This is a genomic window from Stenotrophomonas sp. PS02298 (assembly GCF_029959445.1).
In the GTDB taxonomy this organism is placed as follows: domain Bacteria; phylum Pseudomonadota; class Gammaproteobacteria; order Xanthomonadales; family Xanthomonadaceae; genus Stenotrophomonas.
The window spans coordinates 14,721-39,628 of the sequence record NZ_JASCOR010000013.1 but is presented as its reverse complement, the minus strand read 5'-3'; the positions used below and the strand labels follow the sequence as shown (position 1 = coordinate 39,628).

The 24,908-nt window shown below is 64.2% G+C and carries 20 protein-coding genes and 1 pseudogene; 11 read left to right on the top strand and 10 right to left on the bottom strand.

The features are described from left to right. Positions 1-93: 93 nt before the first annotated feature. The 3 genes from ubiM to QMX78_RS03840 all read right to left on the bottom strand — a co-directional run bounded on the left by ubiM (position 94) and on the right by QMX78_RS03840 (position 3,215). Positions 94-1,272, bottom strand: a complete 1,179-nt coding sequence (ubiM, locus tag QMX78_RS03850) for a 5-demethoxyubiquinol-8 5-hydroxylase UbiM (protein ID WP_282266726.1) — start codon at positions 1,270-1,272, stop codon at positions 94-96. A gap of 145 nt (positions 1,273-1,417) precedes the next feature. Continuing rightward, a complete protein-coding gene (locus QMX78_RS03845; protein WP_282266710.1) occupies positions 1,418-1,978 on the bottom strand; it encodes a DUF4019 domain-containing protein in 561 nt (186 codons plus the stop codon). 79 nt (positions 1,979-2,057) lie between these two features. Then, the gene (locus QMX78_RS03840) at positions 2,058-3,215 is read right to left on the bottom strand and encodes a hypothetical protein (protein ID WP_282266709.1); all 1,158 of its coding nucleotides are present in this window, start codon (positions 3,213-3,215) and stop codon (positions 2,058-2,060) included. A gap of 164 nt (positions 3,216-3,379) precedes the next feature. Between QMX78_RS03840 and QMX78_RS03835 the strand changes: the two genes are divergently transcribed. From QMX78_RS03835 to QMX78_RS03825, 3 genes and pseudogenes are all read left to right on the top strand, one after another. Continuing rightward, a complete protein-coding gene (locus QMX78_RS03835) occupies positions 3,380-4,870 on the top strand; it encodes a DNA-3-methyladenine glycosylase 2 (protein WP_282266706.1) in 1,491 nt (496 codons plus the stop codon). Then, positions 4,867-5,337 (top strand): annotated as a pseudogene (locus QMX78_RS03830) (methylated-DNA--[protein]-cysteine S-methyltransferase); the annotation flags it as partial. The gene QMX78_RS03835 and the pseudogene QMX78_RS03830, both read left to right, overlap by 4 nt. 154 nt (positions 5,338-5,491) lie before the next feature. Continuing rightward, the gene (locus QMX78_RS03825) at positions 5,492-6,742 is read left to right on the top strand and encodes an ectonucleotide pyrophosphatase/phosphodiesterase (protein WP_282266702.1); all 1,251 of its coding nucleotides are present in this window, start codon (positions 5,492-5,494) and stop codon (positions 6,740-6,742) included. A 105-nt stretch (positions 6,743-6,847) separates the two neighbouring features. Here the strand turns inward: QMX78_RS03825 and QMX78_RS03820 are convergent, their stop codons facing one another. Then, a complete protein-coding gene (locus QMX78_RS03820; protein ID WP_282266700.1) occupies positions 6,848-7,027 on the bottom strand; it encodes a 30S ribosomal protein THX in 180 nt (59 codons plus the stop codon). Between the two features lie 105 nt (positions 7,028-7,132). Then, on the bottom strand, positions 7,133-7,549 hold the full coding sequence (locus tag QMX78_RS03815) for a MerC domain-containing protein (protein ID WP_282266698.1): 417 nt from the start codon (positions 7,547-7,549) through the stop codon (positions 7,133-7,135). Positions 7,550-7,687: 138 nt separating this feature from the next. Between QMX78_RS03815 and QMX78_RS03810 the strand changes: the two genes are divergently transcribed. The 7 genes from QMX78_RS03810 to QMX78_RS03780 all read left to right on the top strand — a co-directional run bounded on the left by QMX78_RS03810 (position 7,688) and on the right by QMX78_RS03780 (position 17,743). After that, positions 7,688-9,886, top strand: a complete 2,199-nt coding sequence (locus tag QMX78_RS03810) for a TonB-dependent receptor (RefSeq protein WP_282266696.1) — start codon at positions 7,688-7,690, stop codon at positions 9,884-9,886. Positions 9,887-10,461: 575 nt separating this feature from the next. Next, the gene (locus tag QMX78_RS03805; RefSeq protein WP_282266694.1) at positions 10,462-10,890 is read left to right on the top strand and encodes a MarR family winged helix-turn-helix transcriptional regulator; all 429 of its coding nucleotides are present in this window, start codon (positions 10,462-10,464) and stop codon (positions 10,888-10,890) included. Then, positions 10,887-12,098, top strand: coding sequence for an MFS transporter (locus QMX78_RS03800; RefSeq protein WP_282266692.1), 1,212 nt, complete (start codon positions 10,887-10,889; stop codon positions 12,096-12,098). Before QMX78_RS03805 ends, QMX78_RS03800 begins: the two co-directional genes overlap by 4 nt. Before the next feature lie 76 nt (positions 12,099-12,174). Continuing rightward, positions 12,175-12,744, top strand: a complete 570-nt coding sequence (locus tag QMX78_RS03795; protein WP_282266690.1) for a TetR/AcrR family transcriptional regulator — start codon at positions 12,175-12,177, stop codon at positions 12,742-12,744. Further along, on the top strand, positions 12,741-14,405 hold the full coding sequence (locus QMX78_RS03790) for an MFS transporter (RefSeq protein ID WP_282266688.1): 1,665 nt from the start codon (positions 12,741-12,743) through the stop codon (positions 14,403-14,405). The genes QMX78_RS03795 and QMX78_RS03790 overlap by 4 nt, the downstream gene beginning before the upstream one ends. After that, a complete protein-coding gene (locus QMX78_RS03785; protein WP_282266686.1) occupies positions 14,402-15,559 on the top strand; it encodes an HlyD family secretion protein in 1,158 nt (385 codons plus the stop codon). The genes QMX78_RS03790 and QMX78_RS03785 overlap by 4 nt, the downstream gene beginning before the upstream one ends. A 483-nt stretch (positions 15,560-16,042) precedes the next feature. After that, positions 16,043-17,743, top strand: a complete 1,701-nt coding sequence (locus tag QMX78_RS03780) for an amidohydrolase (protein WP_282266684.1) — start codon at positions 16,043-16,045, stop codon at positions 17,741-17,743. A 303-nt stretch (positions 17,744-18,046) separates the two neighbouring features. On the opposite strand, the gene QMX78_RS03775 is transcribed toward QMX78_RS03780, so the two are convergent. The 3 genes from QMX78_RS03775 to QMX78_RS03765 all read right to left on the bottom strand — a co-directional run bounded on the left by QMX78_RS03775 (position 18,047) and on the right by QMX78_RS03765 (position 22,234). Continuing rightward, positions 18,047-18,532, bottom strand: a complete 486-nt coding sequence (locus QMX78_RS03775) for a Fur family transcriptional regulator (protein WP_282266682.1) — start codon at positions 18,530-18,532, stop codon at positions 18,047-18,049. A 13-nt stretch (positions 18,533-18,545) separates the two neighbouring features. Next, a complete protein-coding gene (gltX, locus tag QMX78_RS03770; protein ID WP_282266679.1) occupies positions 18,546-19,946 on the bottom strand; it encodes a glutamate--tRNA ligase in 1,401 nt (466 codons plus the stop codon). Between the two features lie 695 nt (positions 19,947-20,641). Then, positions 20,642-22,234 carry a M20/M25/M40 family metallo-hydrolase gene (locus tag QMX78_RS03765; protein WP_282266677.1) on the bottom strand — a complete coding sequence of 531 codons (1,593 nt, stop codon included), beginning with the start codon at positions 22,232-22,234 and terminating at the stop codon, positions 20,642-20,644. A gap of 98 nt (positions 22,235-22,332) precedes the next feature. Between QMX78_RS03765 and QMX78_RS03760 the strand changes: the two genes are divergently transcribed. After that, on the top strand, positions 22,333-22,779 hold the full coding sequence (locus tag QMX78_RS03760; RefSeq protein ID WP_282266675.1) for a hypothetical protein: 447 nt from the start codon (positions 22,333-22,335) through the stop codon (positions 22,777-22,779). A gap of 304 nt (positions 22,780-23,083) precedes the next feature. Here QMX78_RS03760 and QMX78_RS03755 read toward each other — a convergent pair whose 3' ends face one another. Both QMX78_RS03755 and creD read right to left on the bottom strand, forming a co-directional pair. Beyond that, the gene (locus tag QMX78_RS03755; protein ID WP_282266673.1) at positions 23,084-23,482 is read right to left on the bottom strand and encodes a hypothetical protein; all 399 of its coding nucleotides are present in this window, start codon (positions 23,480-23,482) and stop codon (positions 23,084-23,086) included. Between the two features lie 79 nt (positions 23,483-23,561). Beyond that, complete coding sequence (creD, locus tag QMX78_RS03750; RefSeq protein WP_282266672.1) at positions 23,562-24,908, bottom strand: cell envelope integrity protein CreD; 1,347 nt, start codon at positions 24,906-24,908, stop codon at positions 23,562-23,564.

The window sequence follows — 24,908 nt, the reverse complement described above, 5'->3', positions numbered from 1 at the left end:
CGAAGCTCACACCCTGTCCGGCATCGCACCCTCGCCTGCCACCCGCACCGGCTTCGCGGCTTACGCCGCTCCTACAAACCCGCGAGCCCCCCGCTACGCGCGCGCCTGGGTCAGATGCCCGGCAATCAACTTCCTGAACGGAACCACGCCCTGCGCGGCCCGCAATGCCGCGCCGCGCAGCAGGCGTGCCGGCAGCCGGCTGTCGTTATAAAGCCCGGCAATGGCATTGGTGGCCTCGTACAACGGCCGTGTCGCCAGCCGATGACCACGCTGGTAGCTGCCCAACAGGCCGTCCGCACCGATATCGCCACCGCCACGCACCGCCTCCAGCAACAGCTTCGCCAGCCGTTGCTGGCTGTGCAGGCCAAAATTGAAGCCATGCGCGGTGACCGGATGCATGCCGACCGCCGCGTCGCCGATCAAGGCATAGCGCTTGCCGACGAAGCGGTGCGCATACACCCCCACCAGCGGATAGGCATGGCGCGTCCCCATCGGAGTCATCGCTCCCAGGCGGTGTTCGAAGAAGCCGCTGACGGTGCGGCCGAAGTCGGCCTCATCCAGTGCCAGCAACTGCTGCAGCTGCTGTGGCGGCATGGTGATCACCGCCGAGGCCTGGTTGCCCGGCAAGGGCAGCATCGCCAAGGTCCGCTCGTAGCCGAACCATTCCCAGGCGGCGTGCTCATGCGGTCGCTCGCACTGCATCCGGCAGACCAGCATGGACTTGCCGAAGTCACGCATCTGCGCACCGATACCCATCATCCGCCGGGTCGCCGAGAAGCGGCTGTCGGCGGCGACCACCAGTCGCGCGCGCAGCTGACTGCCGTCGCTCATGCTGACCGTGCTGTACGCCTCGCCGGCATCGATTGCAGTGACCGAGCGCCCATCCAGCAGCTCCAGCCCCGCCTGGCCCTGCACCGCCTCCCAGGCTGCACGCCGGATCAGGTGATTGGGAATCAGCCAGCCCAGCTCATCGACGCCCTCGCCCTGCGCGGCGAAACCCAGCGCGAACGGCGAGCTGCCATTCATCACCTTGGCACTGCGCAACGGCGAGATCTCGGCCGGATCGATGCGCTGCCACAGGCCCATGCTGCGCATGATCTGCCGCGAGGCGTGGGTCAGCGCGATCTCGCGGCCGTCGAAGGCCGGCTCGGCCAGCGCGGCCAGCGGCTGCTGTTCGATCAACGCCAGCGACAGGCCGCTGCCTGCCAGGCTGCGGGCCAGACTCAAGCCGGCCGGGCCGGCTCCCACCACCACCACATCCACCTTGCGCATGTGCCACTCCGTTATGCCTACCGCAGGCAGGGTAAGCAGGCCGGTGTAAGGATTCATTGATCCAGATCAGGCATGCGGCAATCAGCCCGCAAACACATCGGGCGCCCTGCGGCGCCCGTGTGCTTTGCCTTGCCGGCAGTGGCGCTTAGTTGGCCGAGGCCGCGCGCACGCTATAGCCGGAGGCGCGCCACACCTTGTCCTCATCCAGGCGGAACGAGACCAGCTCGCGCACCGGCTGGGCATTGTTGGCAAAGCGGGTCGGGAAGCTGACGTTCAAGTAGATGCCCTCCGGCACCGAGGCACCGGCCGGGTATTGCACGCGGGTGATCGATGGCTTGCCACGCGATACCAGTGCGCCCAGCTTGGCGCGGTCGGCATTGACGTTGTTGGCGAACACATCGCGGGTCACCGCCTTGCGCGCCACCGCCGAGGCACCGTCCCATACGGTGGCCGCCTGCTGGCCATCCACCAGCTGCGCCACCCGCTGTGCGGCGGCGGTCATCTCCGCATCCTGCTTGGCCACCTGCGCCTGCTGCGCTGCACTGAGCGCTGGCGCCGGCCGTGCGGCGGCTGACACCGGTGCGGGCGCGGGGGCGGCCGGGGCCGCAGCCCGCGCTGGGGCTGGGGCCGCTGCGGGTGCCTGCGCAAAAACGCCTGCAGCCGGTACGGCCAGGGACAGCACCATCAACAAACAACTGGGTCGCATAGCTCTCTCCATGACGCTTTCAGTTGAACGGAATGCCAATCCAATCACGGTTTACGAGCTTCCGCATCCTTTCATTTGTTCATTTTCGTGTACTGGAAGCACCCACCTGCGCACTGACGGCTGGTGCAGCTACCGCAGCCGGCGCCACCACCGACTCCGCGGCGCCGGTCGGGATGGCGGTCGGCATCGGCTCGAGCATGGCGGTGTCGATTTCCGACAGCGGGCTTTCCTCCGGGCAGACCTCATCCGGGAAGCCGAACTGCTCCTTCAACGCCTGCCCGCAGCGGTTGACCGCCTCCAGATCAGCACCTTCCACCTTGCACTCGCGGTCGAAGGCGATCAGGAAGGAATCCTTGCGGCGTACGAAGTCATCGCCGCACTTGCGCATCTGCTTGATGCGCTCCAGGTCATCCTGCACCGCATTGGTGCCGTCCAGCCCGTACTGCTTGAGCTCTTCGTTGGTCAGCACCCGCAGGCTGCGGTTGGGCACGGTCATCATCAGGTCGGCCACGCCCACCGCCACGCCGTTGCGCTGCAGGTAGTCCTTCACGTTGTCGTAGACCTCGTGCAGCTCCTTGTTCAACTCCGCACGCGAACTGGCGCTGGAGCTGATCCGCATCATGCGGTGGATGCCAACCTTGCCGGAGATCAAGCGGTTGTCGCCCGCCGCCAGCACGAACACGCAGGCACTGTGGCAGACCGAACCTTCGCGCACCCAGATGGTCCAGCCAGACTCGCCGATGCTGTCACCGGCAACGATGGCTGCTTCCACCTGGCCGCCGCTGGAATCCAGATCGAGGATGCGCCGGCTGATCTTCATCGCGTCGGCCACAACCGCCAGACGCGTCATCATCGCCGCGAACGAAGGATTGATCTTGCCGGCGTAGCGCACCCGCACCAGGCCGCGCTCCTTGCAGGGTTCCAGTGCCGCATCCATGCTGGCGCGGTCAAATGCAGCCAGTTCGGTGCCATCGCCATTCTCGCCCGCATAGTCGGTGCCACAGCTGACCCAGGCCTTGCCGTTTTCCAGCAGCAGCTCGGGCCAGGGTTTGTCCTTGGCCGGCAACACCGGTGCCGGCGGGGCCGGCGCATCAGCGGCATTGATCGACACCATGTGGTCGCCATCGGCGGCCAGTGCGGTAGCAGGGTCGGCCACGGGCTTTTTCTCGCCGGTCTGCGGATTGCAGGCCAACAGCCCGACGCACAACAACGGCGACCACCAGAACTTGGGCAACATGGAGAGCAATCAGGTCCGCGCGACGGCGCAGCCGCGCCAGGAAGTGGACAGTCTAGTGCGCAACACCCACCCTGCCGCAACGTCCGATGAATCAACACAGCGTCACACGCATTGATGTCCGAAAATGGCCAGTACCGGCCGCCGGCCGCGCCTAGACTGGGGCCATGCAAAACCTCCTGATGCCCGCCCATGTGCAATGCGAACAAGCCCGCCTGGCGCGTGATGCGCGCTTTGACGGCCTGTTCTTCACCGCTGTGCGCAGCACCGGCATCTATTGCCGGCCGGTTTGCCCGGCTCCACCGCCCAAGCCCGAGAACGTCAGCTACTACCCCAGCGCCGCAGCCGCCAGCGCCGCCGGCTACCGGCCCTGCCTGCGCTGCCGCCCCGAACTGTCACCGGATGACGCCAATCTGCTGCAGGACCAGACCCTGCATCAGGCATTGGCCCTACTCAACGAAGGCATCCTGCAGGAGCAGCCAGCGACCGCGCTGGCCGAAGCAATGGGGATCAGCGCGCGCCAACTGCAACGGCTGTTCGTGGCCAAGCTTGGAGCTACGCCGGCGCAGTTGCACACCACCCGCCGTCTGTTGCTGGCCAAGCAACTGCTGACCGAAACCGCGCTGCCGGTAACCCAGGTCGCACTGGCCGCCGGCTTCAACAGCCTGCGACGCTTCAACAGCGCCTTCCTCGAAGGCTGCGGCATGCCGCCGAGCGCGCTGCGCAAGCAGCACGGCGCGGTGGCCGGTGGCGAACCTGTATTGCGCCTGGCCTACCGACCGCCGCTGGACTTCCCGTTGATGCTGGCGTTCCTGCGCCGCCGCTCGCTGCCGGGTATCGAATGCATCGACGAAAGCAGCTACCAACGCGTGGTCGTCGCCAACGGCGTTGCCAGCCTGATCCGGGTCACCGCCGACCCCAGGCGCCCGGAACTGCGCCTGCAGCTGGGCACCACCGATCCACGCGCCATTCCCGCCATCGTCGCCAAGGTGCGCCGCGTCTTCGACCTGGATGCCGACCTGCGCACCGTCCATGCCACCCTGGGCCAGGAACCCCTGCTCGCCCGCGGCTTGGCCGAGCGGCCGGGGCTGCGTATTCCCGGCGGCTGGGACGGCTTTGAAGTCGCCGCACGCGCCGTCCTCGGCCAGCAGGTCAGCGTCGCTGCGGCAACCACGCTGGCGCGACGGCTGGTCGACCGCTTCGGCGAGCACCTGCCCGGTATGCCCGAGGGCCTGGACCGGCAGTTCCCGGCACCGGCAACGCTGGTCGACGCAGCGCTGGAGAGCATCGGCCTGCCGCGCACCCGCGCCGCCACCCTGCGTGCAATCGCCCGCGCCTGCGCCGAACAGCGGCTGGATTTCAGCCGTGCACAGACGCTGGAAAGCTTCGTGCAGAAAGCCACGGCCCTGCCAGGTATTGGCCCGTGGACCGCCCATTACATGGCACTGCGGGCGATGGGACTTCCCGATGCCTTCCCTGCCGGTGATCTGGTGCTGCAGCAGGTACTGGGCGAAGGCCAACGCCTGAGTGAGCGCGAAACCGAACGTCGCTCCCAGCTGTGGCGGCCATGGCGCGCCTATGCAGTGCTGCATCTGTGGCACCTGGCAGTGCCAACCGAGAGAAAGAATTCCAAGGCAGCTACGGAGGCCAGCGCATGAACACCCTCTATTACGACCGTTTCGACAGCCCCATCGGCGCACTGACGGTCGCCGTCGACCACGTCGGCGTACGCCACATCCTGTTCGCCGAAAACCGCCACGACGCCAAGGGCCGCGAACACTGGCAGCGCGACCCCGATGCGGTCGCCGAGCCACGCCGCCAGTTGCTGCAATACCTGCGCGGTGAACGCCAGGAGTTCCAGCTGGAATTGGCGCCGGTGGGTACCGAATTCCAGTTGCAGGTCTGGCACACCCTGGCGCAGATCCCTTTTGGCGCAACCTGGAGCTACCGGCAGCTGGCCGAGCGCATCGGCCGGCCCACCGCGACGCGTGCAGTCGGCGCTGCCAATGGCCGCAATCCATTGCCGATCGTGCTGCCCTGCCATCGGGTAATCGGCAACAACGGCGCACTGACCGGTTTCGGTGGTAGCCTGCCGACCAAGGCAGCCTTGTTGAAGCTGGAGGGCGTGCCCAGCGAAGGTGAGCGTGTGGCGGACCTGTTTGTGTGAGCGCGCGGGGTCCCCGGATGCGCTTTGCCAACCCGGGCCGCTAGCGCCCCTCCACAGGCAACATGGCTAAGGTTGTATTTGTACGGTCACCGGCCCGGCCTATCATTGCGGCATGACTTTTCTACGCATTCCGGCCACTGCAGTGGCCTGCGCACTGCTTGCAGCCTGCGCCACCACGCCTTCCTCGCCCACCATCGCTCCGGAAGTACCGCCCACCGTATTGATGATTTCCATCGACGGCCTGCGCGCGGACAAGCTCAGCGAAGCAGACAGTCCCAACCTGATGCGCCTGGCCCGTGAAGGCGTACGCAGCGTCGGCATGCGCCCGTCCTATCCGGCCCTCACCTTCCCCAACCACTACACCCTGGTCACCGGCCTGCGCCCCGACCACCACGGCTTGGTGCACAACGCGATGAGCGCCGATGCACTTGGCGAATTCAAGGTCAGTGACCGCACCGCCGTACAGAACGCAGCCTGGTGGGATGGCGGCGAACCGATCTGGGTCAGCGTGCGCAAGGCCGGGTTCAAGAGTGCCACCTGGTCCTGGCCCGGCAGTGAAGCACCGGTGCGCGGCCTGCATGCCAATCAATGGCGCATATACGACGAGAGCGTGCCGCTGCCCGAGCGCATGAACCAGGTCCTGGCCTGGCTGCATGGCGCGCCGGACGCGATCAAGCCGCGTTTTGTTGCCACCTACATGGAGCACGTGGACAAGGCCGGGCATGAGCACGGCCCGGATTCGCCCGAGTACAAAGCAGCGTTGCAGCAGGTTGATGCCGCCGTCGGCCAGCTGGTCGACGGCATGCGCCGCGACGGCCTGCTCGACCACACCAACGTGATTGTCGTGTCCGATCACGGCATGGCAACGGTCAAGTTCGGCAATGCGGTGGCGATTGAGGACATGGTGCCGGCCGATGTCGCCAAGGTGGTGTCGGTAGGCCAGTCGGTAGGCTTCGCCCCGCTGCCGGGCAAGCAGGCCGAGGCGGAAAAGGCATTGCTCGGCGAACACGCGCATTACCAGTGCTGGAACAAGGCGCAGCTGCCGACGCGCTGGCATTACGGCAGCAACCCACGCGTGCCGGCCATCGTCTGCCAGATGCAGGAGGGCTGGGATGCAGTGACGCGTGACACCATCGCCAAGCGCCCGCCGGGCGATCGCGGCTCGCATGGCTACGACCCCGCGCTGCCGTCGATGCAGGCGGTATTCGTTGCCCGCGGCCCGGCCTTCGCGCAGGGCAAGCAGCTTACCGCCTTCGACAACGTCGACGTCTATCCGCTGCTTACCCGCCTGATCGGCATCCCGGCCCAGCCCAACGATGGCGATCCGCACGCACTGGACCAGGCACTACGCCAATCGAAGTGAGACAGCCCGGGGTAGCCCGGGTAAGCGCAGCGCACCCGGGAACTATCACGAACACAAAAAAAGCGGCGCAATGCGCCGCTTTTCTGTAACCACTGCCTGGCTGGATCAGCCGGCCTTGGCGACGGTCTTCTTGGCAACAGCCTTCTTGGCGGCAGCCTTGGTGACGGTCTTCTTGGCGACCGGCGCAGCAGCGCCCACGGCCACCTTGCTCACGTGCGAGCGCGAAATGCCATAGCTGGCGTTGTAGCGCTTGCCCTTGGCGGTCTTACGGTCACCCTTACCCATGTCGTCAACTCCTTGGTTTGTAATCAGTTACCCCGTGCATGCACGGGTTTGGCGGGGCCACAACAAGCGCCCTCGCGCATGGACAGGAAGCCTACCATGCGCCCCTCAATGTGCGCAGCTGGCGTCGTGTACATGCACGTGGTTCAAGCGCAGGTTGACCACATGTGCCAAGCCCACCAGCACGCCACCCAAGGTCATCACCACCGCATGCGGAACCTGCGAATGATGCAGCTCCGAATGCAACAGGCCCGCCCACAACAACAGCAGCCCGGGCACCAGCAGCAACAAGGCCATCAGCGCGCGGTGGCGCAGATACCCCCAGATCAGACTGAACAGACCCAGCACGGTAACGAAGACGACGATGGTGAACTCGACGCCGTCACTGAGCCAGAACGACAGCCCCAGCGCCGGCGCGACCGCCAGCAATGCCGGCAACAACGCGCAATGCACCGCACAGATCAGGGATCCGGTCGCGCCAAAGCGATCGAGGAATTTGCGTAGTCCGTTGGGTTGGGTGGGCATGACTTCCAGCAGGGGCGGCAGAACGTTATGGAATAATATAACATTATTGTCCTCCCCGCCCTAGCCGCCTGCGCCAGCCCCCTGCCGCCTCCGGTTCAGATTGCCACCCCAGTGATACACAGTAACAGAGAGAACCCCATGTCCCTTCCCCGCCGCACCAAGCATCACCTGCTGTTCCTAGCCTTGATGGCCGCCCTGCCCGCGGTTGCCAGCGCTGCCGATGACGACGCCAGCCAAAGCCACCACCTGACGGAGTTGAGCGCGGTCAAGGTCACCGCCTCGCCGCTGCAGGGTTCGGCCGAATCACTGGCACGCCCGGTCGAAGTGCTGGCAGGCACCGATCTGGATGAACACAAGTCCGGCACCCTGGGCGACACCGTCGCCAAGCTGCCAGGCGTGCAGAGCACCTTCTTCGGCCCCGGTGTCGGCCGTCCGATCATCCGCGGCCAGGAAGGCCCGCGCGTGGCGGTGGTCTCCAATGGCGTCGGCAACATGGACGCCTCCACCGTCAGCGCCGACCACGCCTCCGCCATCGAACCCTTCCTGGCTGACCAGATCGAGGTATTGAAAGGCCCGGCCACCCTGCTGTTCGGCAGCGGTGCCATTGGTGGCGCAGTGAACGTGGTCGATGGCCGTATTGCCAGCGAGGTTCCGGACCGCCCGCTCAGCGGTCGCGCCGAAGTCCGCGGCAACTCGGTCAACAATGAGCGTAGCGGCATGTTCCGCCTGGACGGCGTCAGTGGCGACAACCTTGTCCTGCATGTCGACGGACTGATCCGCAACGGTGATGACTACCGCATCCCCGGCTATGCGATCGACCCGCACGCGCTGGATGCCGATGGCCACGATGATCATGACGCCCACGACGAAGACGCCGGCACCCGCGGTCGCCTCGACAACAGCTCCACGCGCACCCGCGCCGGCGGTGTCGGTGCCACCTGGTTCGGTGAGAACGGCTTCCTCGGTGCCTCGCTGGGCACCTACCGCAGCAACTACGGCATTCCAAACGGTGCCCACGTGCACGCCGACGATGACCACGATCATGACCACGACGACCATGACCATGATCACGAAGAGGAAGGCGACGAGCATGATGTGCGCATCGACATGGTGCAGAACCGCTTCGACCTGAAGGGCGGCCTGTACAACCCGACCGCGTTCCTGAAGAGCCTGACCGTACGCGGCGGCTATACCGATTACGAGCACACCGAACTGGAAGCCGGCACACCGTCCACCCGCTTCACCAACAAGGGCTTTGAAGGCCGCGTCGAAGCCGTGCAGCAACCGCTTGCTGGTTGGGATGGTGCTTTCGGTGTGCAGTTCGGCAGCAGCGACTTTGGCGCAACCGGCGAAGAAGCCTTCGTGCCGGGCACCACCACCGACACCATTGGTGCTTTCGTGTTGCAGGAAAAGCAGTTCGGCCCATTCAAGCTGGAACTGGGTGCACGCCATGACCGGGTCAAGCTCGACCCGAACGATGCCCAGCGCAACCGCAGCTTCGGCGCGACCAATCTGTCGGCGTCCGGCATCTGGGCCTTGAACGACACCTTCGACCTGCGCTTCGGCGTGGACGCCTCCGAGCGTGCACCGACCAACGAAGAGCTGTACGCCGCCGGCGCCCACATCGCCACCCGCTCGCTGGAAATCGGCAACGCCAACATGGATACCGAGCGCGGTCGTCGCGTCGAGCTGGGCTTGCATGCGCATAACGAACGCTTCGACCTGCAGGCAGCGATCTACCAGACCAAGTTCAAGGACTTCATCTACCTGGCCGACACCGGCGTGGTCGAAGGCGGCCTGCCGGTGCGCACCTGGACCCAGAACGACGCCACCTTCAAGGGCGCCGAGGCAGAGGCCACCTGGCACATGCTGGAGAACGTGGCCGGCGACTGGGACCTGCGCGTGTTCGGCGACTACGTGAAGGCCGAGCTTGATGGCAGCGGCACCCGCAATGTCGCCATCGCCGTGCCGCACGGTGACCACGCACACAACTACAACGTCGAGTTGGCCAATGGCGGCTACCTGCCGCGCATCGCGCCGGCCCGTGTTGGTGCCGACCTGCACTGGTCGCTGGGTGGCTGGCGCGCGTCGTTGGGTGCGGTGCGCTACGGCAGCCAGAAGGATGTTGCAGTGAACGAGGAAACCAGCGCCGGCTACACCCTGGTGGATGCACACGTTGCGTACCGCTGGGATCGCAATGGCAGCAACAGCTACGAAGTGTTCCTTGATGGCAGCAACCTGACCGATCGTGAGGCACGCCCGCATACCTCGCTGCTGCGGGACTACTCGCCGTTGCCGGGCCGTGGCGTGGCGTTTGGCATCCGCGCCTGGTTCTAAAGGCTTGATGCAGGCTTTGGCTTTGGCTTTGGCTTTGAGCTTTAGCTTTGAGCTTTGGCTTTGAGCTTTGGCTTTGAGCTTTGGCTTTGAGCTTTGGCTTTGAGCTTTGGCTCCTGCTCCTGTCTTTCCCCTCTCCCGCTTGTGGGAGAGGGGTAGGGGTGAGGGCAAGCTTCTGCTCCTGCATTTAGTTCTGCTCCTGCATTTCGCTCTCCTGCTTGGCTACTCAAGCAAACATAAAAACCACCTCCAGGTGGTTTTTATGTTTGTGCAGAACCCCCGCTTTGGTAACCCACTCAGATGGAGACAAATCAAGAGCCCCCATCCGCCCTCCGGGCACCTTCCCCCGCAAGCGGGAGAAGGGAAAGCCACAGCCACAGCCACAGCCACAGCCAAAGCCACAGCCAAAGCCACAGCCAAAGCCAAAGCCAAAGCCACTGCCAAAGCCACTGCCACAGCTAAAGCTAAAGCCATGACCTAAGCCAAACGCACAATGCGCCAGAGTCGCCAGGATGCGCCTCTCGCAATTACGTGCATATACACATAAACTCCCATCCATCGCCCTGCCCCACACGCCGATGGACGCTTCCAGCCCCTGCACCTGCTTCCAGCTGCGCCGCGCCACGCGCCGCGTTTCCCAGCTCTATGATCGCCATCTCGCACCCGCCGACCTAAGCCTCAACGCCTATTCCATCCTGCGTCGCTCCAGCCAGCCGCGGCCACTGGGCGAACTCGCTGATGCGTTGGGCATGGACCGCACCACCCTTACCCGAAACCTCAAGCCGTTGCTCGAAGCCGGCCTGCTCAGCTCCGCCCCCGGCGAGGACTCCCGCCAGCGCCAGCTGCATATCACCGCAACAGGCAAGCGTCGCCTGCAGAAGGCCTTTCCTCTCTGGCAACAAGCCCAACAGGAAGTCGAAACGCTGTTCGGCGGCAAGCGCATCGAAGATCTCAACCACCAGCTGGAAGCGCTCACCCAGGCACTGGAACAGGAGCAGCCAGCATGAACACGCACGCCCCCACGCGCACTCCCTGGCTGTTGTTGCTCGCTGCCTCCAGCATCCTGATGGTGACCATGGGCGTGCGCCAGACCAGCGGTCTGTTGATCGATCCCATCCATGTTTCGACCGGGCTTGGCATCGCCCAGATCAGTTTCTCGCTGGCGATCGGCCAATTCGTATGGGGCGCAGTGCAGCCATTCTTCGGTGCCATGGCCGACCAGCGCGGACCGCTGCCGGTACTGGTCGGCGGCGGCGTGCTACTGGCGGTAGGCCTGATCGCGGCAACCCTGCTGCCCGGCGCCTGGGGGCTTAACCTCAGCTTCGGCCTGCTGCTGGCAGCCGGTGCCGGTGCCGGCAGTTTCTCGGTGCTGATCGGCGCAACCGCTTGGCGTATTCCCGCGCAGAAGCGCTCGATGGCCGCCGGCGTCATCAATGCCGGCGGCTCACTCGGCCAATTCCTGTTCGCACCACTGGTGCAGCTGCTGCTCAGTGCATTCGGCTGGATCAAGGCCTTGTATGCGTTGGCCTTCATCGTGCTGCTGTCATTGCCATTGGCCTGGCCGCTGCGCAAGCGCGCGCCACGCAACGAGGCCAGTGACGACGGCGAAGCGTTGCGCCCGCAGCTGCAGCGCGCCCTGCGTGACCGCAGTTACTGGTGCCTGCATCTGGGCTTCTTCACCTGTGGCGTGCATATCGCCTTCCTGGTCACCCACCTGCCCGGCGAAATCGCGCTTTGCGGGTTGCCGCCGAACGTGGCCTCGGTGTCGATTGCCCTGATCGGCCTGTTCAATGTTGCCGGCAGCCTGATCATCGGTGCGCTTGGCGAACGCTTCCGCATGAAGTGGCTGCTGTTCTGGATGTACCTCAGCCGCGCGGTGTTGATCGCGGTCTATCTGGCATCACCGCCGACACCGATGACCTTCTATGTGTTCGCCGCCGCACTGGGCTTCACCTGGCTGGCGACGGTGCCGCCCACCGCGGGACTGGTCGGCAAGCTGTTCGGTCCGCGTCACATGGGCACCCTGTTCGGCCTGACCCTGTTCTCGCACCAGATCGGCGCGTTCTTCGGTGCCTGGCTGGGTGGCGTGGCACTGGAATACGGCGGCGACTACAGCTGGATGTGGTACGCGGACATGGCATTGGCCGCTGCTGCAGCACTGATCAACCTGCCGATCCGCGAAGCACCACTGCGCCGCCAGCTCGCCGCGAGCTGAACGGGAACGGGCCGCCGCAACGGCCCGTTCCATGCTGCCCATTGAAACCGGACATTTTTGTCCGGATCATATGGGCATGACTTCCATTCGTTCCGATGCCGCCGTGCGCCGTGCCTTGCTGTTGGATGCGGCCGACGCCGTGTTCGGCGAGCATGGCATCACCGCTCCACTTGATCTGGTGGTGGCTCACGCCGGCGTGGGCCGGGCAACGTTGTACCGCAACTTCCCCGACCGCACCGCGCTGATCGAAGCCCTGCTGCAGCGGACCGTGGAAAAGATCGAAGCGCACCTGCAGGAGCTGGGCGAGCGCGACGATGCCCTGTTCGAGCTGATCATCGGCATGGCCAGGCGCATCGTGCATTCGCCTGCCTTGGCCGACTACTGGCGCGCAGTGGACCCGGACGAGCCCACGATCAAGGCCGCACGCGAGCGCATTCTCGGCCTGTCCGAACCGGCGCTGCTGCGGGCCAAGGCCGCACGGCTGTGCCGGCTTGACCTGCAGCTGTCGGATATCTCCTTGATTTCCAGCATGCTCGGCGCCGCCCTGCGCGGCCGCACCGTCGAAGATCGCGCCACCCTCGCACGGCGTGCGATTGAATTGCTGCGTCCCGGCCTGTCCGTGCACGCTGCAACGGAACGCACATGAAGCCCCTCAAGCCCATTCCGGACTGGGAAGAGCACGAGAAGCCCAGCCTGCCCGGCTCGGCCTCGATGCCCTGGCATCCGCCGCACCGGCGTGCGGCCTATGCCGCCGTGGCAGTGCTGGTGGCGATCACCGGCGGGTTGGGCAATGCCCTGATCAGCGCCAACCTGCCGTTGATCACCGGCCAGATGGGGCTGCAGGCCAGTGAGGCCAACTGGCTGGTCGCCGCCTACCTGATGGTCAACGTCAGTGCCAACCTGCTGGTGTTCAAATTCCGCCAGGAATACGGCATCCGCCTGTTCGCCGAGATCGGCCTGGGCACCTATGCCGCATTGGCGGTGCTGCATCTGTTTGTCGGCAACAACACGACCACCTTGCTGGTACGCGCTGGCAGCGGCTTTGCCGGTGCCGCCTGTACCACGCTGGGCACGCTGTACATGCTGCAGGCCTTGCCGCGCAAATACGTGGGCAACCTGCTGGTGATCGGCGTTGGCCTGTCGCAGCTGGCGGTGCCTTTGGCGTGGCTGTTGTCCCCCAGCCTGCTCGACCATGGTGAATGGCAGAACCTGTATCTGTTTGAAGCCGGCTTGGCGCTGTGCTCGTTCGCCGCGGTGGTGGTACTGAAGCTCCCGCCCGGCATCCAGATCAAGGTTTTCGAACGCACCGACTTTCTTACCTTCGCCCTGCTCGCGCCGGGCTTGGCGCTGCTGGTGGTGGTATTGAGCCAGGGCTATCTGCATTGGTGGTTCGATTCACCGTGGCTGGGCTGGGTATTGGCCGCCGCCGTGGTATTGATCACCACCGGCCTGTGCATCGAGCACCAGCGTCGCAACCCGCTGCTGCAGGTGCGCTGGCTGATGGGGCCGGTGATGCTGCGCTTCATCGTCGGCGCGTTCCTGATTCGCTTCCTGACCAACGAGCAGTCCTACGGGATGATCTCGATGATGCGCACGCTGGGCATGGGCCCGGACCAGATGGCGCCCCTGTTCGGAGTCATCCTGATCGGCGTGCTGGTCGGCATCGCTGCCGGTGCGTTGACCTTCGGGCCGAAGGCGCTGATCCCGCAGCTGCTCGTGTCGATCATCCTGCTCGGCAGTGCCGCCTTCCTCGACCAGCACCGCACCAGCATGGACCGGCCGATGGATTTCGCCCTCAGCCAGTTCCTGGCGGCGGTGGGCAGCGGCATGTTCATGGGCCCATTGATGCTGATGGGCATACGTCAGGCAATGGCGCGCGGGCTGGACCATATCGTGTCCTTCATCGTGATCCTGTCACTGACCCAGAGCTTCGGCAGTCTCGCCGGCTCGGCGTTCCTGAGCAGTTACCAGCTGCAGCGCGAACACCTCTATTCGACCGCACTGGTCAGCCAGCTCAATCCCGCCGATCCACAGGTGGCGCACCGCCTGCAGATACAGCAGCAAGCCTACGCCCGCGTCATCACCGACCCGGTACAACTCAAGGCACAGGCCAATGCCGCCTTGGCAGCGGCGGCCAAACGCGAGGCCAATGTACGCGCCTTCAACGATGTATTCGCCTTCAGTGGCTGGGTCGCGATCTGCTTCCTGACCTGGCTGCTACTGGAAGTGACGCTGCGCAATCCCCGCGTGAAACAGGTGATCCGGCGTGACCGTGCCGTGGCCCAGGACAACCGAGCAGAATCATGAGCAACAAGACCGAAAAGAACACTCCCCCCCCGGCGCCCACGCCGGTATCCAAGTACAACCGCCCGAGTCGCCGTGCGGTAGTGCTGATGATCATCGTCGCCCTGGTCGGATTGACGTTGATCCTGCGCGCCTGGCAGTTGTGGCCGTTCAACAGCACGCTCATGCACACCGACGATGCCTATGTGCGTGGCCAGGTGACCGTGCTGGCACCGCAGGTCAACGGCTATGTCACAGAAGTGCTGGTCAGCGACTTCGACCATGTCAAACAAGGCCAGCCACTGCTGCGCATCGATGAGCGCATCTACCGGCAGAAGGTGGATCAAGCGCAGGCGTCCCTAGAAGATGCACGCGCGCAGCTGGCCAACTCCGACCAGAGCCAGGCACAGAACCGCGCGCAGATCAGTTCGGCTCGTGCAAACCACTCGGCGCAGCAGGCAGAGCAGCAACGCAGCCGCACCGAGTTGCAGCGCTATGAAACCCTGGCCGCACAGCAACTGATTTCCAACAGCGACCGCGACAAGCTGCGCGCCTCGGCGCAGGCGGCGACTGCTGGCGTGGCGCAATCGCAGGCGGCCATCCATATCGCAGAGGAAACCCTCACCTCCACCGAAGTGGCGCGCAAGGGCCTGGAGGCGAAGGTCGCCATGGCTGAAGCCGCTCTCGAACTGGCGAAGATCGACCTCGACAACACCGTCATCAAGGCGCCGCGTGATGGCCAGGTATCAGAAGCGACCGTTCGGCTTGGGCAGTACGTTACCGCCGGCAGCCAGTTGCTGTTCCTGGTCCCGGACACGCTATGGGTAGTAGCCAACTACAAGGAAGGCCAGACCTGGAACATGGCGATCGGCCAGCCCGCGACATTCAGTGTCGATGCCTTCCAGGGCAAAAAACTGCGTGGCCACATCGAGCAGATCGCCCCGGCCACCGGCTCGGAGTTTTCGGTGCTCAAGCCCGACAACGCCAGCGGCAATTTCACCAAGGTGGTGCAGCGGCTACCGATCCGCATCGCCATCGACCCCGACCAGCCGCTGGCCGCACGCCTGCGCCCCGGCATGTCGGTGGTGGTGGAAGTGGACACAGCGGCGGCGCCTGCGCAAAACCCAACCCCTCCCCAACCCTCCCCTGCTGCGCAAGGGAGGGAGCAACAGTGGTAGTGCCGAGCCATGCTCGGCAAGGGCGTTACCGACCATCTTGTGGGAGCGGCGTAAGCCGCGAAGCTGACATTGCGAGAACGGCACAAAGCCAACCCCTCCCCAGCCCTCCCCAGCCCTCCCCTGCTGCGCAAGGGAGGGAACAACAGCGGTAGTACCGAGCCATGCTCGGCAAGGGCGTTACCGACCATCTTGTGGGAACGGCGTAAACCGCGAAGCTGACATTGCGAGAACGGCACAAAGCCAACCCCTCCCCAGCCCTCCCCTGCTACGCAAGGGAGGGGGCAACAGCGGTAGTGCCGAGCCATGCTCGGCAAGGGCGTTACCGACCATCTTGTGGGAACGGCATAAACCGCGAAGCTGACATTGCGAGAACGGCACAAAGCCAACCCCTCCCCAACCCTCCCCTGCTGCGCAAGGGAGGGAGCAAGGCCTTCGCCCGATTGCGCTAGGCTGTAGCCCTGCTCACAGCCGGGAGAATCCTCGGTGAAACTGATTCTGGCGCTCTCCGTCCTGGCCGCACTCACGGCCACCTCCGCCAACGCAGCAGACACGCTGTATTCCGGTGGGCCCATCGTCACCGTGGACGACCACCACCCCGAAGCGGAAGCCATCGTCGTACGCGACGGGCGCATCGCCTTTGTCGGCACCCGCAAGGCAGCGCTCCGTTTCAGCCCGCAGGCGCAGCAGATCAATTTGCAGGGTCATACGCTGACGCCGGGCTTCATCGACGCGCACGGCCACGTTTCAGGCGTCGGGCTGCAGGCGCTGTCGGCAAACCTGCTGCCCGCACCTGATGGTGAAGGCAACTCGATCCCCGCCTTGCAGAAGATCATGCGCGAGTTCCGCGCGCATCCGAGCACACCCGAAGGCTACAAGGTGCTGATCGGCTTCGGCTACGACGATTCGCAGCTGGTCGAACAGCGCCATCCAACCCGGCAGGACCTGGATGCGATCGCCACCGACATCCCGATCATCCTGATGCACCAGTCCGGCCATCTCGGTGCCTATAACAGCAAGGCGTTGGAAATGGCGGGCATCACTGCCAACACGCCCAATCCATCCGGTGGCGTGATCCGCCGCGAACCCGGCAGCAATGTGCCTGACGGTGTGCTGGAGGAAAGCGCGCACAACATCGCCCTGGCCAAGCTGATGCCGGCGATGACTGCCGAACAGTCGCTGGCCATGCTCGAAGCCGGCCAGGCGCTGTACATGAAATACGGCTACACCACCGCCCAGGACGCCAAGACCGACGCCGGCACCTTGCAGCTGCTGCCGATGGCGGCCAAGGCCGGCAAGCTCAAGATCGACGTGGCGTCCTATCCGGATATCGAAGTGGCCTTGCAGAACCCGGCCATGCAAGGTCCCTTTTATGGCCTGAACTACACCGACCACTTCCGCATCGCCGGTGTGAAGATCAGCCTGGATGGCTCGCCACAGGGCAAAACCGCGTGGCTGACCAAGCCTTATTTCAACGTCCCCGAGGGCGAGAAGCCGGACTATGCAGGCTATCCCGCCTTCCCCACCGCCAAGGTCGACGACCTCATCACCCAGACGTGGGGCCGTGGTTGGCAAGTACAGGCACATGCCAATGGTGATGCCGCCATTGATCAGCTGATCCACGCCGTCGCCGTCGCAGAAGCCAAGTACCCGGACAAGCATCTCGTCCCCGTGCTGATCCACGGCCAGACCCTGCGCAAGGACCAGGTTGGCGAACTGCGCCGTCTTGGCATCTTCCCGTCGCTGTTCCCGATGCATACCTATTACTGGGGCGATTGGCACCGCGACTCGGTGCTGGGTCCGGAGCGCGCCGAGAACATCTCGCCCACGCAATGGGTGCTGGACGCGGGCATGGTGTTCACCTCCCACCACGATGCACCGGTGGTGTTTCCGGATTCAATGCGGGTGCTGGATGCAACGGTCAACCGCGTGACCCGTAGCGGTCGCGTGCTGGGACCGGAGCAGCGCGTATCACCGGCGACCGCGCTGAAGGCGATCACCTTGTGGGCCGCGCGCCAGTACGGCGAGGAGAGCAGCAAGGGTTCGATCGAAGTCGGCAAGCGCGCAGACCTGGTGCTGCTGTCGGACAACCCAATGACTATCGAACGCAGCCAGCTGCACACCATCAAGGTGCTGCAGACCATCAAGGATGGCGTCGTCGTCTACGAAGCAGAACCAAAACCGTAAGCACGACAGGCTGTTGTAGGAGCGGCGTAAGCCGCGAAACCACTGCAACATCCGAAGCCGATAGCGCATTGCCCGCACCGATATGACCGGGGCGGTCGAGGCCTATCGGCTTCGCGGCTTACGCCGCTCCTACAAAAGAACAGAGGGCTGCGAGATTTCAGCCTTGCCGGGGCGATACCTTACCCTCACCCCAACCCCTGCTCCGCACCCCGGCCCTTGCACTGGCGCAAAGGCGTTCGATGGGCAGCGAACCAATGGTTCGCAAGCTGCCCCTCTCACCCCGCAGGGAGAGGGGCTAAAGACTCAGCCTGCGCAGTTCGCGCACAGGCCGTGAACTTCCAGCGTCTGTGCCTGCGGCTTGAAACCGAGCTCCTTGGCACGGGCTTCCAGCTGGCGGACGATGTCACGGTCTTCCAGCTCCACTGCGCTATGGCAGCGGTCGCAGATCAGGAACGGCACCGAATGTTGGTTGCTGCTCGGGTGGTGGCAGGCGACGAAGGAGTTGACCGACGACAGCTTGTGCACGAAGCCATTGGCCATCAGGAAATCCAGCGCGCGATAGACCGTGGGCGGGGCATCGGCGCCCACACCCTTGCCTTCACGCACCCATTCCAGCAATTCGTAAGCCTTGACCGGCTTGCCGGCCTCGGCGATCAGCCGCAGCACGTTGGCGCGGATCGGGGTCAGCCGCAATCCGCGCTCACGGCACACCCGTTCGACCACCGCGACAAAGCCGGCCGCGTCTTCGACGTGGTGGTGCGGGGCGGTACAGGAGTGTGCGTCGGTCATGTCTACCTCGGGGTCAGGCCGTTGGGATCTTGATGAGTGCGGCGTCGATGCGTTTCAAGGCCTCGTCGCGCCCAGCCAGATACACGGTATGGGAAATGTCAGGGCTCACCTGGGTGCCGGTGATGGCCACGCGCAGCGGCTGGGCGACCTTACCCATGCCAATTTCCAGCTGGGCAGCCACCTCGTGCAGTGCCACGGACACGCCCTCGGCGGTCCATTCAGCTGCTGCCAGCAACTCGCGGGCCTTGGCCAGCGGGACCTCGGCGCCGGCCTTGAAGTGCTTGCCCACGGCTGCTTCGTCGTATTCGCTCAGCGGGGTGTACCAGACCACGGCCTTCTCGGCCATTTCCTTCAAGGTCTGCACGCGTTCACGCAGGGCGATCACCACATCGATCGGGGCCGGGCCCTTGCTGATGTCCAGACCGAGCTTTTCCAACTGGTAGACCAGGTGCGGAACGATGGACTCCGGCGTCTCGGTCTTCAGGAAGTGCTGGTTGACCCAGCCCAGCTTGGCCATATCCAGGCGAGCGGCCTTGGAGTTGCAGTTGGTGACATCGAACAGGTCGATCAGCTCCTGGCGGGTGAAGATCTCCTGGTCACCGTGCGACCAGCCCAGACGGGCCAGGTAGCTCAGCAGCGCCTCGGGCAGGTAGCCGGCGTCCTTGTACTGCATCACGTCGGCCGCGCCGGTGCGCTTGGACAGCTTTGCGCCCTGCTCGTCCAGGATCATCGGCATATGGCCGAACTTCGGCACCGGTGCGCCGATGGCCTCGTACAGGTTGATCTGGCGCGGGGTGTTATTGATGTGATCATCACCGCGGATGACCTCATTGATGTTCATGTCCCAATCGTCGACCACCACCGCGAAGTTGTAGGTCGGGTAACCATCCGGGCGGAAGATGACCATGTCATCCAGCTCGCTGTTGGCAATCTCGATATTGCCCTTGATCAGGTCATCGAACAGCACCGTGCCTTCAAGTGGGTTCTTGAAGCGGATGACGCGGTTCGGGTCGTCCTTGTACGGCAGGTTGAGCTCGCGGGCGGCGCCGTTGTAGCGCGGCTTTTCCTGCTTGGCCATGGCGGCTTCACGCATGGCGTCCAGCTCTTCCTTGGTCTCGTAGGCGTAATAAGCCTTGCCCGACGCGATCAGCTGCTCGGCCACTTCCTGGTAGCGGGCAACGCGCGCGGTCTGGTAGATCGGGCCTTCGTCATAGCCCAGGCCCAGCCAGTCCATCGCCTCGAGGATGGCGTCGATGGCGGCCTGGGTGGAGCGCTCGCGGTCGGTATCTTCAATGCGCAGCACGAACTCACCGCCACGGTGACGCGCCTCCAGCCAGCAATACAGCGCGGTGCGGGCGCCACCAATGTGCAGGTAGCCGGTGGGACTGGGGGCAAAGCGGGTACGGACGGTCATGACGGGCGCAGAAGTTGGAATCGGGGCATTTTACCTTTTCCCCCCTGCCGGTGCTTCGAACCCGCTTCAGCCCTTCGCGCACCGGCCAGAAAACGCAGCAAAGCCCGCAACCTGCAGCTGCAAGCCCCTCTCCCGTTCACGGGAGAGGGGTTGGGGTGAGGGCAGCTCTGGCTCTGATTTCGGCCGTTGCCGTTGCTCCTGCCTTTGCCTTACCGGGCCCCTTCCGCAGCGACGGAGCTGGCAGACAAGACCCCGCATGGGGCGACGCACAAGGATGTGCGTCGTTTTACGACGAGACATGGATGTCTCGTCGAAAAATCCTGCCAGCGGAGTGGACCCGCGCCGCGTAGCGGCGTGGGCGCGGAGGCAGGGTGTGTTTCTTTTGGTTACTTGTTCTTTGCACAAGCAAAGAAGTGCTCTTCAACAGCCGAACGGCTGGTCAAAGTGACTCGCTCCCCGCAGGGGAGCGAAAGCCCTTGATCTTGATCTTGCTGTTGCTGTTGCTTACAACAACAACCGAAGCCAAAGCCAAAGCTCCCCCCATCCGCCCCCCGGGCACCCCCGCCTTCGCGGGGGCAGGCTCTTCGGGCACCTTCCCCCGCATGCGGGACAAGGGAATCATCGAGCATTGCTTGCTCTTCCCCAAAAGCAGAAGGGCCGCAACGCGGCCCTTCCTTCAAGCAAACCCGACTAGCTTACTTCTCCAACAACGGCTTGCGCGGGAACCGCTCCTCGCGCATCGCAGCGTTATAGACGAACGACGCAACAATCGCCGCCGCCTGCTTCAGATCCTCCGCCTCGGCGTGATCCCAGGTATCCAGATGGCTGTGATGCACATTGCTGAAGTAATCCAGACGATCCTGGATGAACTGGAAGCCCGGTAGGCCCACCCGGTCATAGCTGATGTGATCGGTGCTGCCGGTATTGCGCGTAGCCACCGTGGTCGCACCCACATCGTTGAACGGCTTCAACCACGCCTCGAAGATTGGCATCGCCGCCATGTTTTCCTGCGCATAGATGCCACGGAACCGACCCGAACCATTGTCCATGTTGAAGTAGACCTGGAACTTCTCGTAGTCACGCAGCTTCTGCAACGGACCCGTCGGCTCGCGCAACGACGCCGGCAGCGCCTTCTGCGTCGCATCGGTCGGCTCCGGATAACGTGCGAAATGCTGCGCAACATACGCCTGCGAACCAATCAGGCCCTGCTCCTCACCACTCCACAGACCCACCCGGATCGTGCGCTTGGGCTTGGCACCCACCGCCTTGAGGATGCGCATCGCCTCCATCATCACCGCCACGCCCGCAGCGTTGTCAGCCGCGCCGGTACCGGTGTGCCAGGAATCCATGTGCGCACCCAGCATCACGATCTCGTCGGCCTTGCTGCTGCCACGGATCTCGGCCAGCGTGTTGTGACCAGGCTGATTGGTCTCGTCGGTGAAGCGCGCATCCACGTTGACCCGCAGCGTCACCGTCTGCTTGTCCTTGAGCGCCCGCACCAACGGATTGAAATGCTCGGCAATCATCGCCAGCTCCGGGATACCCACCGACTCGCCGGCCTTGCGCGAACCACCACCGGCCACGCGGATGATGCCGTTGTCCCAGCCGCTGATGCTGATCGACGCCAACGCACCTTCGTCGATGAAGAACGCATTGACCGCCTTGGTCAGTTCCTGGCGCTCGTTGAACTCCTTCAACCGCTTTGCGCGGTCCTCTTCCGCCGCCTTGGGGATGGTGAACGCCTGCAGGCCTTCCAGCGAGGTCGCGTCATGCCGATGCGAATCGGACTCGGTGCCACGCTTGTATTCACGCGCATCACCCAGCAGCAGGATCTTGCCGCGCAGCTTTCCCTTGTACTTCTCAAGATCGGCCAGCTTCTTGATCTCGACCTGGATCAGCTCGCCTTCCACCGCGCCATTGGTGCCCGGCGTCCACGCCTTGGGCAGGGCGTGCAGCGGCTGTACGCGCTGGCCCAGCATCTCGACACTGGCCGAGCTGAACTCCCAGCCCCGGCCGAAGTCCTCGAAGGCCTCGTCGTGCACGTTGACCAGGCCCCACTCGTTGAACTTGCTGCGGCTCCAGGCATTGGCCTGGATCATGGCCGGCGAATTGGTCAGGCGCGGGCCGATGGTTTCGGTCAGATGGCTGAAGGTATCCATCACCTGCGAACGGTGGAATGCCTCCTGGCGGATCTTGCTGACCATGTCCAGATCCACCTGCTCGGCCGCCTGCGCCGTAGCGCTCACCGCCAAGCCCATGCACAACGCCAACAAACCCCGCTTGATCATGCTTTCCCCGGCCCAAGGCCCAATGACGACAAACCACCGAGTCTAGCCAGTGAACAGCAGCTGCCGAGTCGGCCAATGGTCATGGTTTAGCAACGACGGTGCGATTCAGCCTGGGCGGGTCACCAGCACATACGCCCGCGCAGGCTGCCGCCGACGTTGCCGAGCAAGGTCATTGGCATCCGGAACACATCCCGGCAGTTCTCAATGAGTGCGCAACCCCTATCCGTATCAGCCCACAGTCGTTGCGCTTGTTGCCGTTGCCGTTGCCGTTGCAGCTGTTGCTGTTGCTGTTGCTGTTGCCTCCACCGTTGACTTACCGGGCCCCTTCCGCAGCGACGGAGCTGGCAGACAAGACCCCGCACGGGGCGGCGCACATGGATGTGCGTCGTTTTTCGACGATACAAGGATGTATCGTCGAAAAATCCTGCCAGCGGAGTGAACCCGCGTCGCGCAGCGGCGTGGGCGCGGAGGCAGGGTGTGTTTCTTTTGGTTACTTCTTCTTTGCACAAGCAAAGAAAAGTGACTCGCTCCCCGCAGGGGAGTGAAAGCTCCCGCTTTGGCTTTGGCTTTGGCTTTGGCTTTGGCAATCAGCAATCAGCAATCAGCAATCAGCAATCAGCAATCATTTTCACAGCAACAGCCAAGGCAAAAGCTCCCCTCATCCGCCCTCCGGGCACCTTCTCCCACAAGCGGGAGAAGGGACGTGTCATGCAGGCCGGTGAGCGCACGCTGCCCGCCTTCGCGGGGCCGGCCCTTCAAGCACCCCGCCTTTATGGCAGAAGGCCCAGTGTTCCTCGCGAACGCGAGAGAAGGGAGCAAGTGCGCAACATGGCGAGAACTCGGCGCCCCTCACTCCCACCACCCATAAACCACGAGACGTTCCACCGGCAGCACCACAAACCACGAACGGCCATCTTGAGCGACGGCGGAGTATCCAGCGCCATGCGTCGTCGGCAGCGCACCCAAGCCCTCAGCTCCACACGCAAAACCACCGGCATCCGACGAATGAGCCTCGGCAAACGCTGAATAAACCCAATCGTCCGCTTCGAAATACCGCAGCCCCTTGCGCCGAATCGCCAACGCCGTCGACAACGACAAGCGCAGCGCCACAACCCCTTGCGCCTGCCCACCAGCAAACACACTGCCCAATAGCGCCCGCTCCACCTGCCCCGGCGCCAAGCCGAAGTGCAACAAGCCGCAGGTCTCGATACCCGCCGGCAACAAGCGCTGCGCACGGCGATGGATCAATGCACGATTCATTTCATTCCTCCCTGCGAAAGAGGCGGGATGGCCAACGCCACCCCGCCCTGTCATCGCAACTGCCAGATCAAGCCTGCTTGCTCACCGCACGATTGCTCAGCTCGTACCAATCGACCTTGCGGGTGACCCACATGATCGCGGCGAGGATGCCGAACAGCAGCAGCGAACCCATCAGCAGCGCGTTGTTCTCCGAGACCAGCAGCACGTACAGCACGCCGTACAACATGGTCAGCATCGTTGCGAAACCGACACCGCGCTTCCAGCTTTGCAGCACCCCGCTCAGATAGAAGCCCTGCAAGCCGATACACGCCGCCGCTGCAATCAGATACGCCTTCCAGAACGCAATCTGCTCGGACAGGCTCAGCAGCAGCAGGAAGAAGATCGCCAATGCCAGGCCAACCAGCAGGTACTGCAGCGGGTGGATCTTCAGCTGCTTGATCAGCTCGAACAATGCAAAGCCAACGAAGGTCAGCAGCACGAACAGGATGCCGTACTTGCTGGCACGGTCCACCTGCGTATAGGTGTCCACCGGGTCCACCAAGGCCACGTTCAAAGCCTCCACGCTGCCGCCGTCGCTGCGGATCGCCCTGACCAGCTGTGCCTGTGCCGCCGAGGCCAGCGATGACACCGCCCACTCCGCCTTGAAGCCGCTGGCATCGATGCTGCGCTCGTTGGGCAGGAAACTGCCGCCGAACAGCGGATGCTGCCAGGTCGAAGACAACGACACCCGGGTGTCGTCACCCACCGGCGCAACCGCCAGCGATCGGGTACCGCCGAGCACGAACTCCAGCTCTACCTTGCCCCCCTCGCGCAGCACGCCCTGCACCGAATCCGGCAATACCGACAGCGGCGCATGCAGGCCCTTGGAGGTTCCCTCCAGAGCGCCGGAACCGGGTTGCAGTTGGATCGCATGGCCATCGACGCGCAGGTTCGGCGTGCCTACAAGACCGCGCACATCGGACACGCCCAAGGCCAGATAGGGACGACCGTAGGTGCGCCCCGGCACCGCCACATAGCTGCTCTCGGCGAACTCGGCCTGCAGTTTGGCCTGCCAGTTGTAGACAGGCACCTTGAACAGACCGACGGTGCGCTCGTCGGTGCGCATATTGCCCTGCACATTCAAGCGCGTCGGCATCTGCAGGTCATAGCCACTTTCAACGCGCATTTCAGTCTTGCGCGGATTGTTGCCCTCGGCCGGAATCTCGACTTCGCGCTGCTGGGTCCACGGCAGCACCCGCACCGGGCCGATCAGCGACTGTTCGCCGGCCCAGCTCTGCGATACCCGTTCGACCGCCTCGTCGCGGTAACGCTCACGCTCATTGATGGTGCTGCGGATCAGCAGCAGGGGAATCAGCAGCAACAACACCAGCCCGCCGACAATGGCGAAGCGCAACAGCAGTTTCAGGGAAGTCAT